General features: G+C 49.7%; 13 protein-coding genes and 1 pseudogene. 9 read left to right on the top strand and 5 right to left on the bottom strand.

Features of this window, described 5'->3' with window-relative positions; all coding sequences use genetic code 11:
- Position 1: 1 nt before the first annotated feature.
- The gene (locus QN379_RS09380) at positions 2-949 is read left to right on the top strand and encodes an NAD-dependent epimerase/dehydratase family protein (RefSeq protein WP_322233515.1); all 948 of its coding nucleotides are present in this window, start codon (positions 2-4) and stop codon (positions 947-949) included.
- Positions 950-1,100: 151 nt separating this feature from the next.
- Here QN379_RS09380 and QN379_RS09375 read toward each other — a convergent pair whose 3' ends face one another.
- The 3 genes and pseudogenes from QN379_RS09375 to QN379_RS09365 all read right to left on the bottom strand — a co-directional run bounded on the left by QN379_RS09375 (position 1,101) and on the right by QN379_RS09365 (position 4,483).
- The gene (locus tag QN379_RS09375; protein WP_323506533.1) at positions 1,101-2,597 is read right to left on the bottom strand and encodes a M81 family metallopeptidase; all 1,497 of its coding nucleotides are present in this window, start codon (positions 2,595-2,597) and stop codon (positions 1,101-1,103) included.
- Between the two features lie 50 nt (positions 2,598-2,647).
- Positions 2,648-2,857: pseudogene (locus tag QN379_RS09370) on the bottom strand (Zn-dependent hydrolase); the annotation flags it as partial.
- Between the two features lie 306 nt (positions 2,858-3,163).
- Positions 3,164-4,483: an aspartate aminotransferase family protein gene (locus QN379_RS09365; protein WP_323506532.1), complete on the bottom strand. Its 1,320-nt coding sequence runs from the start codon at positions 4,481-4,483 to the stop codon at positions 3,164-3,166.
- Between the two features lie 227 nt (positions 4,484-4,710).
- On the opposite strand from QN379_RS09365, the gene QN379_RS09360 reads away from it, so the two are divergent.
- Positions 4,711-6,129 (top strand): PLP-dependent aminotransferase family protein, encoded by a 1,419-nt coding sequence (locus tag QN379_RS09360; RefSeq protein ID WP_322233521.1) that lies wholly within the window; start codon positions 4,711-4,713, stop codon positions 6,127-6,129.
- A 157-nt stretch (positions 6,130-6,286) separates the two neighbouring features.
- Here the strand turns inward: QN379_RS09360 and QN379_RS09355 are convergent, their stop codons facing one another.
- On the bottom strand, positions 6,287-7,279 hold the full coding sequence (locus QN379_RS09355; RefSeq protein WP_322233523.1) for a Tim44-like domain-containing protein: 993 nt from the start codon (positions 7,277-7,279) through the stop codon (positions 6,287-6,289).
- A gap of 397 nt (positions 7,280-7,676) precedes the next feature.
- A complete protein-coding gene (locus tag QN379_RS09350) occupies positions 7,677-8,018 on the bottom strand; it encodes a hypothetical protein (RefSeq protein ID WP_322233525.1) in 342 nt (113 codons plus the stop codon).
- Positions 8,019-8,453: 435 nt separating this feature from the next.
- Here QN379_RS09350 and QN379_RS09345 point away from each other — a divergent pair, with 435 nt between their 5' ends.
- The 7 genes from QN379_RS09345 (at position 8,454) to QN379_RS09315 (ending at position 16,822) form a co-directional block, all read left to right on the top strand.
- On the top strand, positions 8,454-9,170 hold the full coding sequence (locus QN379_RS09345; RefSeq protein WP_322233527.1) for a response regulator transcription factor: 717 nt from the start codon (positions 8,454-8,456) through the stop codon (positions 9,168-9,170).
- Positions 9,171-9,179: 9 nt separating this feature from the next.
- Positions 9,180-10,778 carry a sensor histidine kinase gene (locus QN379_RS09340; protein WP_322233529.1) on the top strand — a complete coding sequence of 533 codons (1,599 nt, stop codon included), beginning with the start codon at positions 9,180-9,182 and terminating at the stop codon, positions 10,776-10,778.
- Between the two features lie 263 nt (positions 10,779-11,041).
- A complete protein-coding gene (locus tag QN379_RS09335) occupies positions 11,042-11,374 on the top strand; it encodes a DUF4212 domain-containing protein (protein WP_322233531.1) in 333 nt (110 codons plus the stop codon).
- Positions 11,364-13,415 carry a sodium:solute symporter family protein gene (locus QN379_RS09330; protein WP_416186784.1) on the top strand — a complete coding sequence of 684 codons (2,052 nt, stop codon included), beginning with the start codon at positions 11,364-11,366 and terminating at the stop codon, positions 13,413-13,415. The genes QN379_RS09335 and QN379_RS09330 overlap by 11 nt, the downstream gene beginning before the upstream one ends.
- A 321-nt stretch (positions 13,416-13,736) precedes the next feature.
- Complete coding sequence (locus QN379_RS09325; protein ID WP_322233533.1) at positions 13,737-14,216, top strand: cupin domain-containing protein; 480 nt, start codon at positions 13,737-13,739, stop codon at positions 14,214-14,216.
- A gap of 163 nt (positions 14,217-14,379) precedes the next feature.
- Positions 14,380-15,795, top strand: coding sequence for a circularly permuted type 2 ATP-grasp protein (locus QN379_RS09320; protein WP_322233535.1), 1,416 nt, complete (start codon positions 14,380-14,382; stop codon positions 15,793-15,795).
- Position 15,796: 1 nt separating this feature from the next.
- Entirely contained in the window at positions 15,797-16,822 is a 1,026-nt protein-coding gene (locus QN379_RS09315) for an alpha-E domain-containing protein (protein WP_323506531.1), read from the top strand.
- Positions 16,823-16,851: the final 29 nt, after the last annotated feature.

Genomic DNA, 16,851 nt, shown 5'->3' with positions numbered 1-16,851 from the left:
AATGGAAAAGATTCTGGTCATTGGTGCTAACGGTCAAATTGGCAGCGAGTTAGTGGATGCGCTCGTAGAAAAACATGGTGCCGCCAATATCATCGCGGCCGATATCAGCCCTTCCAGTTCGTATGGCGCGGCTTGCTACGAGCGTCTCGACGTACTCAATAGCAATCTGCTTGCAGAAGTCATCAACCGTTATGAGATTACACAGGTCTACCAATTGGCCGCGATGTTATCGGTCACCGGCGAGCAAGCACCGTTGAAAGCATGGACATTAAATATCAATGGCTTACTCAACATTTTAGAACTGGCGCGGGAACGCAATCAGGTCGGTAAACCTTTACGGATATTTTGGCCATCCTCAATCGCCGCATTTGGGCCAAATACGCCAGCCATCAATACGCCGCAAATGACGATCATGGACCCAACCACCATTTACGGCATCAGTAAACAAGCCGGTGAAAGACTGTGCGAGTACTATTTCAGCAAGTTCGATATTGATGTCCGCAGCATCCGCTATCCGGGTATCATCAGCTTCAAATCGCCTCCCGGCGGGGGCACGACTGACTATGCAATCGCTATTTTTCATGCTGCCAAACGTGCTGAACAATATCAATGTTTTCTTTATCCGGAAACCACCTTGCCGATGATTTATATGCCCGATGCCATTCGGGCTACTATCGAACTGATGGAGGCACCAGCAGCGCAAGTGCGGATACGGTCGGCCTATAATGTGGCTGGATTGAGCTTCAACCCAGCGCAGTTAGCGCAAGCCATCAGGCAACAGTTGCCGCAGTTCGAGATCGTTTATCAACCGGATGATCGACAAGATATCGCCGACAGTTGGCCGCAGAGTCTGGACGATACGCAAGCACGCACCGACTGGAACTGGCATGCCGAAATTGGTCTGGATCAAATGGTGCGGGATATGCTAGAAAATATTCACGCAAAATAGTGAATGATGCATTAACCGGGACGATGAAGCGAATTGATGAATGCGCCTTTCAGTAAGTCGCTACTTCGCTTTACCGACATCCGTCACTGTCTTTATCACTCTTCTAGCATTGACTCGGCACTCTTCAGGACTTTTGCACCATGTAGTGCGTTCACTGCCAACGCGTATCCATATCCAGCGGATAAATGGGGCGGCGTACATTCTTGATGGGAAATAACGCAAAATTCGAACTGGTCGGACCGCCAGTATCGGAGTCGCACTCCTCCAAGCCTTTACTAATCGGTCCGAATACCGGACGACAATACATACGCGATTTCAGCAACAAGAACGTTTTTTTAACTGGATCAAGGCCCATACTAGTAAAGACGCCAAGGTCGTAAGGTTCCACCCGCTCTTCGGTCACAACGATTTGTGCCACGCCAATATCGAACAGGACACTTTTCCCCATTTGTATGGTGGAACCAGTATAGATAGGACCGGTTACCGAAAATTGTCCATCCGTTATCGCTAACACTTGGCCAGTCAAGGTTAGCGGTGTTTTAGTAATGCCTTGTTTGGTGAGGGCGACCTTGTTGCCTAGCGTAACGGTGACGGTCGCGCCGATACCCGCAGCGACCAATTTTGAGACCGCTTCTGGATCACTGATTGGTCCGACACCGATGTCTGTAAGACCTTCGGCCATGGCGACTTCAAGCACATCGAGCGTGTTGCACGTGCCGCCAGACATGACATTATCGCTATGATCAAGCAATAACACTGGTCCGGCACCGTCACCTGCGGCCATCTCTTTTGCGTTCGCCAGCGACTGCTTTAAGGGCTTGCTGTCATACACAAAACCATCACGCTCGCACCACATCGAACGGGCAATTTTTTCTGCTACCTGATTGGCAAGATCCACATCGTTGTCGGTCACCACTACTACCGACATCCCTGCATCGCGGAAATCCGACAACGGAAAACCGGCGAAGATCGATACCGCCAAGACACCCGTTTCAGATTCCGCAGCGATCGCGGCTTGCACTGCACGCTGCATCGCGCTGGTCGATGTGTCGCTAGTCAGTGAGGCCGACAGCAATGGCAACTGACACCACCCGACTACCGGATGACTTTTTTGTTGCAACATATCAACCAGCAAACGACCGGCATGCTCGCCAGCTTCGTACATGTCGATGTGTGGATAGGTCTTGAAGCTGACAATAATATCCGCGTTATCTATTATTTTTTGTGTAATGTTGCCATGCAGATCAAGGGCGACGCACAGAGGGGTATCAGGCGCTATCTCGCGTATTTTTTGGAGTAGCGAACCTTCACCATCTTCAGCGTTTTCCGCTACCATCGCGCCGTGAAGATCCAGCATGATCGCATCGCAACCCACGCTGATGGCCCGCAAGATAGCGTCATTCATCAGCGTGTAAGCATCTGCAGCGACGGCCGCGCTTGGATTGGCCATGGCCGCGATTGGTGTCACTATCGTAGCGCCCAACCCGTCCGCAATATCCAGAAATGCACCCATGGCGGTACGTGCCCCTTTCTGATCACGATAGGCCGCCTCATCCCATTGCGGCGCGAAAGCATCCAGCGGCGTAGTGATAGGAGAAAACGTATTCGTCTCGTGATTCAGTCGCGCGACAACGATTTTCAATAGCATTTTCTTATTCCTCAAAAATTCATTACCAGATTAATTCAGCCTATTCTTAATTAATCAGCGATACGAATTGCGCTGTTTAATATGGCGTGCAGCAAGACGTTCGCACCCGCTTTCAGATGTTCTGGTTTAGCATCCTCGATTTCATTGTGGCTGACGCCATCTTTGCACGGCACAAAAATCATTCCGGACGACGCAACGCGAGCAGTATAAATCGCATTGTGACCGGCACCGAATACCACGTCCATCTTCGCGTATCCAAGAAAATCCTCAGCGAAGCCGATAAAAAATAATGGCATGAGATTAATCATGCCATTATTTTGCGTAATTATTTTTTCGCATTCCAGATTACTTCATTTTCTGAAATGCAAACTTGACACCCCAACTAGCGGCATTCGGCCGAGGTTGCATGACTGCTATCGGCGACATGAAAAAACGTAGTGCTGACTGCAGCAATCGCTGCAACGACTTCCTACGCGATACCGAGAACGACTTGTGCAACTGGTTTGCCGAGCGTGGCATTAAAAACGTCGGCATAACTTGGTGCAAATCCAGTTCTTATTTTTGGCTCAATCCAAGGTTTTTAAAATACCGGATAGTTTGCCGATCAGTTCATCGATATGCGTTTTTTCGAATACTAACGGTGGCGATAACGCGATGATGTCGCCTGTGGTGCGAATTAGAATGCCATCATCAAACGCCTGTTTGAAAGCATCAAAAGCGCGCGCGCCGGGCTTGCCCACAATCGAGGTGAGTTCGATCCCTGCGATCAAACCAATGGTTCGGATGTCAACAACGTGCGGAAGGCCTTTCAACGAATGCACTGCATCTTCCCAATAGCTGGCGATGCTCTTTGCGTGATCCAGAATGCCATCGTTTTCAAAGATATCCAAAGACGCCAGTCCGGCGGCACAGGCCAGCGGATGACCAGAATAGGTGTAACCATGGAACAGTTCGATTCCAGTCGGGCCGTCCATGAACGCATCGTAAATATGTTGCTTTACAAATACTGCGCCCATCGGTACCACGCCATTGGTCAAACCTTTTGCTGTCGTCACCAGATCCGGTTCAACGCCAAAGTAATCAAACGCAAATGGCGTCGTGAGACGACCAAAACCAGTGATCACCTCATCAAATATAAGCAGGATGCCGTGCTTGGTACATATTTCACGCAAGCGTTTCAGATAGCCTTTTGGCGGGACCAAAATGCCGGTTGATCCAGCCACCGGCTCAACAATAACGGCGGCGATATTTGAGGCGTCATGCAAAGCCACAATGCGTTCAAGATCGTCCGCCAGATGACCGCCCCATTCCGGCTCTCCTTTGGTGTAAGCATTTTGTTCAAGATTATGAGTGTGCGGCATATGGTCGACACCCACTAACAGCGACCCGAAGGATTTGCGATTACCTGAAATGCCGCCGACCGAGATACCACCGAAGCCAACGCCGTGATAGCCACGCTCGCGGCCGATCAAGCGAGTGCGCGTACCGTCACCACGCGCACGGTGATAGGCAATTGCCATTTTCAACGCAGTATCAACCGATTCGGAGCCGGAATTGGTGAAGAACACTTTGCTGTAGCGGTTATTAGTGTATTGCTTCAAACGGTCGGCCAACTCAAAAGCGGACGGATGCCCCATCTGAAATGTAGGCGCAAAGTCCAGTTTGGCAACCATGTCCTGTACCGCTTTGACAATTTTTGGCTGCGCGTGTCCCAGCGGGACACACCACAAACCGGCAGTGCCGTCCAAAATCTTGCGCCCTTTCACATCTTTATAGTACACACCGGATGCCGATTCCAACAGGCGTGGCGCTTCTTTAAAGTCGCGATTTGCAGTGAAAGGCATCCAGAAAGCAGACATATCAGCATGGCTGGTGTTAGTTGTCATTGCGCGCACCTCAGGTAGGATTGTTAATCATTCATATTAATAACTGATTATTACGGGACACGCCCAGTATTGTTAGATACACTTTTGCTTTAGTTGAAAAACTGTATTGCTCGGACAAAGTGTTTTTTAGGTTGCTTTTTTAATACCTTTTCTGCCTCGCTCTTTGGACTGCGCAATTATTGTCGAACTAGTTGTCGAAATTTTATCTAAAATCGCCAGGAATTGTCATGAAACAAGCACGCGCCAAATCCATCCAGTTATCGCTGGACCGCGCTTCCCCCATCGGTTTGGTCGATCAGATTGCCACGAATCTTGCGCAATTAATTGCCCAAGGCATGCTCCGTTCAGGCGAACAGTTACCATCCGTACGCCAATTCGGTATTGATCAGGGCATTGGAACGTCAACGGTCGTGGAAGCCTATGAACGGCTTGTAGCGCGCGGCTTGGTGGCGGCGCGCCGTGGCGCTGGCTTTTTCATCGCTTATCAATCCACGCAGACACAACCAATACCCACCTTTAATCCGCCTGAGCCGGTGATCGATTCTGCCTGGTTGTTATCCGAAATGTTTGCAGATGAGCGTGTTCCGATCAAAGCGGGATGCGGATGGTTGCCGGGAAAATGGCTGGACGACGATGGTCTGCATCAGGCCGAACGGCGCATCATCCGAGCGCCTGGCGCGCAGCAAGTTGGCTACGGTCATCCTTACGGCTATGCGCCACTACGGCTGACTATTAGTCAATTTTTGGCACAATGGTCGCTTGAGGTGCCGATTGACCACATCCTTACGACACATGGCGCGACGCAAGCGCTTGATCTGATTATCAGAACTATGGTCAAGCGCGGTGATACCGTGTTGGTCGACGATCCTAGTTATTGTAATTTAATCGCGATGTTGAGGATGGCGGATGTGAACGTGATCGGCATCCCGCGCACACCAAGCGGGGTTAATACCGAGCAACTGGAGATATTAGCCAGGACACATAAACCCGTGTTGTACTTCACGACCAGTGTGTTGCACAATCCAACGGGCACTTCCTATACGCCCGCTTGTGCCATGAGGGTTTTGCAGGCGGCAGAGCGAAACGGATTTTGGGTGGTCGAGGACGATATTTTTCGGGAGTTAGGCCAACCAAACGATCCGATGCTGGCCGCGCTTGATGGCTTGCAGCGGGTGATCTACGTTGGTAGCTTTTCCAAAACAGTCGCACCTTCGCTTCGACTGGGATACATCGCCTGCCAGCGTGAATTAGCGCGACAATTGGTCCATACCAAAATGGTACTTACACTCACTAACTCGGAAATTACCGAGCGGTTGGTACACAGCGCATTGACTGAAGGTCATCACCGTCGTCACGTTGAGAACCTTTCTGCCGCTTTGTTAAATGCGCAAGCGCGCGTCAATGCGCGACTGATCGAAGCTGGATTGACGCCATTTGCCACACCACGCGGGGGTATGTTTTCTTGGGCAAAATTTGAACATACTGATTTATCGGCCCGTGATATTGCCGACCTTGCCCGACAAAAAGGAATTTGGCTTGCGCCGGGAGACTTTTTTCATCTAGCTGCACCAGCGCAACCTTGGTTTCGCTTCAACGTAGCGTATTCAGACGTGCCTGAATTGGTGAGTTTCTTCCAGAGCATTTAAGCTTGAGGCACGCATTGACGCATTACCTCTTTTCCCATCATACAAGCAGGTAAAAATAATAAAAAACCGCGTGCAATTTCTCGCAGACGGTTTTTTATTTTCAGCTCAGCAAGACCTGCGTTCACCGTCAAGTGAGCGCCATCAAAGGTTTTATAACTTAGGCCACTTGCTCTATACCAGCCAAAGTCCATCCACCATTGCCGTTGATAGGCTTGGTTAGATTCCAGATTTCATTGAACGGCTCTGCCAGTGCTGTTGGATCGTCCTTGATCATGCCCGAGAATTTGACGCCAGCCATGTAGTCGTTACCAATGGTTTCCAAGCCGAGGAATTCAGCATCAATCGTGATCACGTCCGTCTTGTTGGCCGATTGACCACGTTCCTGTAATTGCATTTTCAATTCGGCAAACATTTCAGGTGTAGTGAAATCACGGATATCATCGGTATCACCCTTATCCCACGCCGCTTGCAAACGGATAAAGTTGGTTTTTGAATGGCGCACAAAACCCGCTGTATCGAAATCTGCCGGTACATCAATCGCATTGCTGCCCGCCGCTGAAGATGCGCTTGCAGCGCCAAAAGCAGTGCCAGTCGTTGCACCGGTACTGGTTGGCGCATCAAATGTGTTTGAGTCAAATGTGGTCTTTTGCGCTGGTTCCACATTTGACATACGTGACGCAATTTCCGGCGTAAAGCTTGCGCTGCGAACGTTATTCATCGGGCCAGATCCGGAGAATGCTGGCTTCATGCCATTGTTGCTATCCATTTTCCGACGCACCATGCGGTAGATGAACATACCCGCCACCGCTAACAAGCCCACCATTAAAATAGTGCTGATCATACTGGCCATCGCCCCGCCAAGACCCATGCTCGACAACAACGCACCAAGACCTAAGCCCAACAACGCGCCGCCCAGCATTCCTTTCCATGCGCTGGACTTGGCTGCGCCACCAACTGCTGCTGCGGCCGCAGCAGGTGGAGCGGCTTTAGCAGCTGCCTGATTTTGTGCTGGCGTGGCCTGTTGACGATTCATGCTTTGGGATTTTTTCCCAAACGAACCACCGCCGCCCATACGTTTTGCTTCTACCGATGAAACGCCGACTGACAACGTCATCGCAACGACCATCAGCGCAATAAACATTTTTTTCATGCTAACTCCCGAGATTTAAATCAGTGTGAAATAGGGCCACTTGAAGGGCCATACTCGCTAAAAACTTCCTGACTTTCCTCGCTTAGCGGTTGTTACCCACGTAAGCTAGTCTGCCATCAGGTGAAAATCTTGCAATTAATTGACAATGCAAATAACAACGTAGCGCCCCTTGCGACCTTTAACTCACCATTGCGCTAAACACTAATTGATGCGACCGGATGATGAAACCAGGTGGCGTACATTAGCGGCTGCGCGAACGTGTAGCGACAAGCAGGATCGCAGAACAACTAAAAATGAAGATTTACAGAAATAGAGCGTGAAATATACGCATTAAGCCGATAACAATTCGGCCAACGCATATTGCTGACTAACCGAAAACGCAGTTAGCCAACAGTGTTTATGCTCGAGGTGGAGGAGAAATGAGGGGTAAGAAAGGCGGTTCACGCATGCCGTCATTGCCGTGCGCCGCGGCTAACGGAGATGAATTTGGTCTGAAGTTGAAGCCAAGTGCTGGCACTGGTTCGTCGCTCAGGTCGGCATGCAAATTGAGTTCAGCTGAATCTTCATCATCACCGAACGAGCAACAATCTTCACTCATGCTTTTTTGATACGCCATCACATCGGCGATATCAAGAAATTGCGATTGTTGCTGTAGCTGCTCATGTTGTACCAATGCATGATTGTCTTGCGCCAGTGCGAACTTAATATGCGCGTCTACACCGCTTGCAAATACTTGCATAGGCAGCAAAAACGTCAAGAAAAGTATCAACACTCGGATCATGAATAATCGCAATAATAAATTTCAAAGGAACAACTTCTTTATTATACCAAAAGTGCCGGGTCGTCGCCTCAATCGGCCGCACCATTAGCCACTTACCCCAAATCTCAGATTAATTTGTGAATAAAGTGCACGCTAAAGATACACTCAGTAACCGATGGTCTTAAATAGTTACAACGCTTGCCGCTATGGCGGAAACGCCCTAGACTATGCTTGAGACAAAAGTAACAATAAAGTAACAAGTATTATTAGCAACGCGCAACCGAAAACACTGACCGACGCTGAATGTAACCGACGAATAAAGCCCAGAATGTAAGCCGACGACGATAGCTGCTGAAAACAATCATAACCAGCGCCATATCCCGATCATAGAACATCCAAAAGGCAAACTTAGCCATGCGTATTTTACTCGCTGAAGATGATAGTGTTTTAGCCGACGGACTCACCCGTTCATTACGCCAATCCGGTTACGCGACCGACTGCGTGCTGAACGGTATGGAAGCTGACTCGGCATTATCGACACAAGATTTCGATCTGTTGATCCTTGATTTAGGACTGCCGAAAATGGCTGGTCTGGAAGTACTACGCCGCCTGCGCGCACGTAACTCACGTTTGCCGGTGCTGATATTAACCGCAGCAGACTCCATCGAACAGCGCGTCAAAGGGCTTGATCTGGGCGCCGATGATTACATGGCCAAGCCATTTGCGCTCTCGGAACTCGAAGCGCGCGTGCGCGCGCTTACGCGCAGAGGTGCTGGCGGTGGCCCGACCGTGATCAAACATGGTCCGTTATCTTACGATCAGGTTGGCCGGATCGCCTATATCAGCGATCAGATGCTGGATTTATCCGCGCGAGAAATCGGATTACTGGAAGTGTTGCTGCAACGGACCGGTCGTCTGGTATCGAAGGAACAGTTGGTCGATCACTTGTGTGAGTGGGGTGAAGAAGTCAGCAATAATGCCATTGAAGTCTACGTACACCGGTTACGCAAAAAAATCGAAGTCGGCGGTGTGCGGATTGCGACTGTGCGCGGATTGGGTTATTGCCTCGAAAAAATTGCTGAGGTGCCTGCCCCGCAAACGCCGCCAGCTACCTTCTCCAGTACAAAATAATTTCCTCAGATGCGTGACGACCAAATCATGGCCGCGCAGGCTTCCAGCATACCCCTCTCGGATCGGGATCATATAGTCGAATCCGAGATCGGTCTCGATCTCGGATTCGACCCGAGCGTGGCGTTAGAAAGTGAATCGAAAGAACGCATTCAACGCTCACTATTCGGCGAGATTCTTGACTGGATGTTGGTGCCATTGCTATTACTATGGCCGATGAGTATCGCCATCACGTATTTAGTGGCTAAGTCCATTGCCAACCAGCCATTTGACCGCGCATTGGATGATAGCGTCACAGTCTTATCACAACAGGTTAGTCAAGCCAACGGTAAGGTCGTTACCCGCTTATCGGGTGCAGCGCGCGATTTTTTGCGTGCCGATGATATCGACAATATCTATTTTTTGATCACCGGCCCCAAGGGTGAATATGTCGACGGCGACCGGGAAATGCCAGCGATTGCCCCGGATGAGGATCCACCGCATGCAGGCACCGTACAATTTCATAATGGATCGATGCATGGCACCGACGTGCGGGTGGCGTACACGTATGTCGATTTGCGTAACGATGCAGCTAGCGCCAACATCAATGATCCGGCGCCGCCGATGGCGTTGGTGCAAGTAGGGGAAACGCTGGAAAAACGTGCACAGTTAGCCAATGAAATCATCAAGGGAGTGATCTTGCCGCAGTTTTTGATTCTGCCGATCGCACTCGCACTCGTCTGGTTTGCCTTGTCGCGCGGTTTATCACCGCTATCCGAATTGCAGCAACGGATAAGAGCTCGACGACCTGATGACTTAAGCCCCATTGATTCCGGTCAGGTTCCCGAGGAAATATCGCCTTTAGTACGCTCGCTCAACGACATGCTCTCACGTCTTTCACAGACGATACAAACCCAAAAACGTTTTATCGCTGACGCCGCGCATCAAATGAAAACGCCGTTGGCGGGCATGCGCATGCAATCCGAACTGGCGCTGCGCCAAACGGACGGTCACGATATTCGTCGGTCCCTTGAGCAATTGGCGAAGAGTTCAGATTCTGCCACGCGCCTTGTAAATCAACTGCTCTCGTTAGCGCGTGCAGAAAATCAAACCCAGGAAAATACCGCTCTCATTCCTATTGAATTGTCAGAGTTGGCACGCAACGTCGTGGGCGACTGGGTACAAGCATCGTTTACACAGCGTATCGATCTGGGCTTCGAAGAAGCGCCACAACCTCTCCTTGTCATCGGCAATCCAATGATGCTGCGAGAGTTGATGAGCAATTTGATTGATAACGCGTTGCATTACACGCCGCCAGAAGGCCACGTGACGGTGCGCATTCGTGCCGGAGAAAATAAGCAAGAGGCAATTCTGGAAGTAGAAGATACCGGCCCAGGTATCCCGCCAGCGGAGCGTGAACGTGTGTTCGAGCGTTTCTATCGCATACTTGACAGCAATCGGAGCGGAAGCGGTTTAGGGCTCGCTATCGTGCGGGAAATAGCCCAACAACATGACGCTGACGTCAGTATTTTTTACAATCCTCGTTGCGACGATCAAAAGCTGCCAGGGTGTTTATTTCGCGTCACATTCAAGCAAACTTCCCCAGCTAATTTTCGTGATGAATATCGCTAAAAGCGTATTGCAGTTTAGCGGTTGCGTGAGTAAAAAATATGATTAAAAAGCCAGTGTAAGAAGTCTGTAATACAGGAAAAAATAAGCAGAGGAAAGTCGCAAGTCAGTAGAAAATAAGCACAGAAAATGTTAAATAAATGCAGCTTACTGCCTCCGCAATCTTGAGGTTCAAAGGTAAAGGAGCTGCATAAAAAGTCCCTTAAAGTACTCGCCAGATTGTAGCGCGTTCAATGTTTTTGATTCTTTGATTGTTGACTAAAACCATGGCCCAATCCGTCCCTCAGAATATCGCTGCTCGCAATGCCAGACACTGGCGCAGGACCAAAAAACTGACTTTCAGCCTGTTACTGATTTGGTTTTCGGTCACGTTTCTTGTGATTTTCTTTGCGCGAGAATTATCAAGCGTTACCGTGTTCGGATGGCCCTTATCTTTTTATATGGCCGCACAAGGATTGGTCGTGATTTACCTCCTACTCGTCGGTATATATACCTGGCAAATGGGACGATTTGACCGTGATGCCGATATGACTTTGCCCGATCCAAAGCTGCGCGCAATGAAGTCGTCTCAACTGGCTGAACTCAATAATGAAAAGTAAGTCATTCTTATCGCGTTTGACGCGCTATTACGCTTGGTACACCGCAGGCTTCATTGGCTTTCTGATCATTCTCGCCATCCTCGAAAAAGAAGGATTTCCACGCTCCTGGATTGGTTATATGTTCATGTTCGCTACCATCGCCCTGTATGCGGGCATTGGCGTCGTTAGCCGGACATCCGACGTGTCGGAATATTACGTTGCGGGAAGACGTGTACCGGGAATTTTTAACGGCATGGCAACGGCTGCCGACTGGATTTCGGCAGCAACTTTCATCAGCTTGGCCGGGGGCTTATATTTGCAGGGCTTTGATGGTCTCGCCTATATCATTGGCTGGACCGGCGGCTACTGTCTGGTTGCGCTCCTCATTGCGCCTTATTTACGCAAATTCGGTCAGTACACTATTCCGGACTTTTTGGCCGCACGCTACAGCGGCCGCATTGGTGGTCGGTATGGCGGCAATCCAGTTCGCATTTTGGCGGTAATCGCCACTGTACTCATCTCATTTACATACGTGGTGGCACAAATTTATGGTGTCGGACTTATCACGTCGCGCTTCACTGGCGTCGATTTTTCCGTTGGCATTTTTCTCGGTCTTGCCAGCATTTTGGTTTGTTCATTTTTAGGTGGAATGCGCGCGATTACGTGGACGCAAGTGGCGCAGTACATCATCATTCTTTTTGCCTACTTGATTCCCGTCATCTGGCTATCAGCCAAACATACACATAATCCAATTCCGCAATTTGCATATGGCTCGGTCATGACGCAATTAAGCAATATTGAAAAAACGTTGAGCGATGATCCCAAAGAATTAGAGGTGCGGAGTATTTACAAAGCACGTGCCGAAGCATTCGACAAGCGCTTGAACAATTTGCCTCAATCCTGGACGCAAGGTCGGATCGAAGCACAGCGCGAACTTAAAGCCTTAAAACATAGCAGTGACACTTCGCTGATCGACATTCGCGTTGCCAATCGTAAGTTGAGCGAATATCCAAAATCACCGGAAGAAGCCCAGCAGAGATGGAGAGATGCCAAAGCCCTCAATCTGGCGCACGCCGAGCCACCCACGCCACAAGCAACCCCATTTCCGGGCAAGGATAAAGAAGCATCGGATATTAAACGTAACAACTTTTTGGCAGTAGTGTTTTGCCTGATGCTAGGGACAGCCGCATTGCCGCATGTGTTGATGCGCTACTACACCACGCCATCGGTACAAGAAACGCGTAAATCGGTTTTCTGGACGCTGTTTTTTATTTTATTGATCTACCTGACGGTCCCTGCTTTAGCGGTATTGGTCAAGTACGACATCTATACTTCATTGGTCGGGACCGAGTACGCGCATCTACCAAACTGGGTGTCGTATTGGGCCAATATCGACAAAACTAATCCGCTGGTCAGCATCATCGACCTGAATCATGATGGTATCGTACAGTTATCGGAAATATCGCTGGACGGTGACATGATCGTATTGGCGACACCAGAAATTGCCGGATTGCCCTATTTCATTTCAGGATTGGTTGCTGCGGGCGGTTTAGCAGCAGCGCTATCCACTGCCGATGGCCTGCTTTTAACGATCTCTAACGCGCTATCACACGACGTTTATTACAAAATGATTGATCCGGTGGCCTCCACACAAAAGCGCGTTACGATTTCCAAATTGCTGCTACTCGTCGTGGCGTTGCTGGCGGCTTATACCGCGTCGTTAAAACCCGGCGATATTTTGTCTATGGTTGGAGCGGCATTCTCACTCGCCGGTTCGGCACTTTTCCCCGCGCTCATGCTTGGTGTATTTTGGAAAAGAGCCAATCAACACGGTGCCATTGCCGGGATCATTGCCGGATTCGGCATGTGCGTGTTTTACATGTTGCACACCCTTCCTGCATTGGGCGGGTCCGTCACGGGGCAGTGGTTTCACATTGCTCCCATCTCAGCTGGCGTTTTTGGCGTCCCAGCTGGATTGCTGACGATGATAGTCGTCAGCTTACTGACACCACCACCGGATGCACGCACGATGGCGTTGGTCGATTATATTCGTGCGCCTTGAAGCGCTGCGAGCAGCCAAGCGATCTTGCTGGGAGGGAATGATTTCCCCTTAAGCAAATTGTTACCATAAACATCAGCTATCTGGCACGGGAATTGCTAGACAAAAAGAGTAATTTCTATCATCTCAATCGTCATTTCGAGCGCCGCTTGAAGGCGATTCAGGAGTAAAGTTACTACTGAAATTTTATTACGAGTATGTGTTGTATGTAGCTGTTAAAGTCACTCTACAACAGTCCATGCGACCGATTTATCAATGGTCACCATGACATTGATTGTCGTCATGGTCGTGTTTAATTCGTATTTTGCATGAAAGGACAGTGCAATGGATGCGCAAAACACCAATGACCAAACCGTTCCAAAAACCGCGTTTTCTCATATACGCGAGGGCGATACTGCATTTGAACCTGGTGGTCTCCGGGATTTTTTCCTATATCGCGATTTAGGTATTAGTGCGGCCACAGGTGGCCAGGTCATCGCTCAGTTGGTGAAGGCGAACATGGCACCAGAAGAAGGCACTGGCTGGCATCGACATGAAGCAAAGTTTCATATGGTCTACATGCTCAAAGGTTGGGCACGCTTCATGTATGAGGACCAATTAACGCTGGTCAACGCGGGTGATTGCGTGCACCAGCGCCCCGGTATAGTGCATTTTTTATTCGACTACTCTCCCGACATGGAATATCTGGAAGTTGTTGGCCCCGCTAATTTCACCTCAATCGATGCGCCCGCTCCGTGCGCAGTACCGAAACCAACACCTTGGTTTTCCGAGTTAACTGAAAGCTCAACTATCAATAGCGAATAACGGCTTAAAACTGCCTTGGCTAACCATGCAGGGCAGTTGCCACTCAGTACGAATAATGCTATTTTGATAAAATTAATACGAGACTAAATGCCATCAGCGCTGACCTTGGTCATCAGGGGAAATCTTTTGATGTTTACGTACAAAACAACTGCGAAGTAAAGTTATGGCAAATTTTTTCGATGAAATGTACACCGATGGTTCCGACGTTGCTCGTCCCCATTATGGTGAGTTTTCAAACTGGCTTGGACAGCAATCGGCCGAAACGATTGCTAGAAAACGCGTTGAAGCAGATGTCATTTTCCGTCGTGTCGGCATCACCTTTGCAGTGTATGGCAACGACGCCGGTACCGAACGACTGATCCCTTTCGATATTATTCCACGCATCATTCATGCCGCCGAATGGTCGGTGCTGGAAGCAGGGCTGATTCAGCGTGTTAAGGCGCTGAATATGTTCATCCATGATATTTATCATGATCAAAACATCATCAAGGCCGGCGTGATCCCTGCGGAACAAATTTTCCGCAATGCGCAGTACCGCCCTGAAATGCAGGGTATTTCAGTGGCCTCGGATATTTATGCGCACATTGCAGGCGTCGATATCGTACGCGCTGGTCAAGGCGAATTTTATGTATTAGAAGACAATCTGCGTGTCCCGTCCGGCGTGTCTTATATGCTAGAAGACCGCAAGATGATGATGCGCCTGTTTCCAGAATTATTCACACGTCATAAAATCGCACCGGTTGATCATTATCCTGACATGTTGCTCGATAATTTGCGCTCCGTGGCACCAGTTGGTGTTACCGATCCAACGGTCGTGATCATGACGCCGGGGATGTATAACTCAGCGTACTTTGAGCATGCATTTTTAGCGCAGCAAATGGGCGTTGAGCTAGTCGAAGGAAAAGACTTGTTTGTCGACGATAACGCAGTATATATGCGCACCACGCGTGGACCAAAACGCGTCGACGTCATTTATCGCCGAATCGATGATGACTATCTGGATCCGCTGGCGTTCCGTCCGGACTCTACACTTGGTGTGCCCGGTTTGCTATCGGTCTATCGTGCGGGCGGCGTCACGTTGGCGAACGCTATCGGTACCGGCGTGGCTGATGACAAATCGATTTATCCATACGTTCCCGACATGATCAAGTTTTACATGGCAGAGAAACCGATTCTCAATAATGTCCCGACTTTTCAGTGTCGCAAAAAAGACGATCTGGCATACACCTTGGCGAATCTTAAAGATCTGGTCGTCAAGGAAGTCCACGGCGCTGGCGGTTATGGCATGCTGGTCGGTCCGGCATCGACGAAGCAAGAAATCGAAGATTTCCGTGCTCGCGTGATCGCCAATCCAGAAGGCTACATAGCCCAGCCAACATTGGCGCTCTCAGCCTGCCCTACTTATGTTGAGGCCGGGATTGCCCCGCGCCACATCGACCTGCGACCATTTGTTCTTTCGGGAAAAAACGTTTCGATGGTACGTGGTGGACTGACGCGCGTGGCGCTCAAAGAAGGCTCGCTCGTCGTCAATTCGTCCCAAGGCGGCGGCACCAAAGACACCTGGATACTGGAGAAATAACATGTTGAGCCGCACCGCAGATCACTTATTCTGGATGGCCCGTTACACCGAGCGCGCTGAAAATATTGCACGCATGCTGGATGTACATTTGCAAACAGGCATGTTGCCGCAGGCGGATGAAGACGTTGAGCAAGGCTGGCGTGCCCTCCTCGGCATCTCCGAGCTGCAGGAGGCTTATGATAAGCGACATAAAACATTGACACCGCAAAACGTCATCGATTTCATGGTCCGCGACCCGGCTAACTCATCCTCTATTTCCGCCTGCCTTACTCAGGCGCGGGAAAATGCACGCGCAGTGCGGGGAGCATTAACCACGGAAGCCTGGGAAATCCAAAATGCCACCTGGCTAAAAATGCAGGGCTATCTGAAAACTGATGCGCTAGATCAAAACCCTGCAGAATTTTTCGAATGGGTCAAACATCGCTCGCACCTCTCACGTGGCGTGACAATCGGCACCATGCTGAAGGATGAAGCATTTCACTTTATCCGCCTCGGGACTTTTTTGGAGCGTGCAGATAATACTGCACGGATCATTGACGTCAAGTTTCATAGCGCCAATGAGAAGCAGCAAAAACAATCTCAATCTCAATCTCAATCTCAGTCCCAATCGCAAGATCAGGAACAAAAGCACGAACAGGCACTCGAAGCGAAGACCGAGCCGCAAATTGACTTCTACTATTGGGCAGCAATCTTGCGTTCGGTTTCAGCGTTTGAAATTTATCGTAAGGTGTATCGTGACGTCATCACGCCGGCACGCGTCGCTGACTTGCTGATTTTGCGCGCGGACATGCCACGCTCACTTGCGGCATGTATGGAAGAGGTCCTCAATAATCTGAAACACGTCAGCAATAATGTATCAGCTGATACGGAGCGCTTCGCTGGCAAGTTGCATGCTGAACTTCAATTCGGTAGCATTGATGAAATTCTTGAGGCCGGTCTGCACGATTATTTGACGGTATTTTTCGAGCGCATCTTTGAATTGGGCAATCGTATCAGCCGTGACTTTCTGGTTCCACTAGCGGCCTGACCGGCCTCTGCTCCACTTCCGCTAACTAT

This window comes from Glaciimonas sp. Gout2 (assembly GCF_035018905.1).
Classification (GTDB): Bacteria; Pseudomonadota; Gammaproteobacteria; order Burkholderiales; family Burkholderiaceae_D; genus Glaciimonas.
Note: the sequence above shows the minus strand (reverse complement) of the source record. Positions and strands in the feature narration are given on the sequence as shown.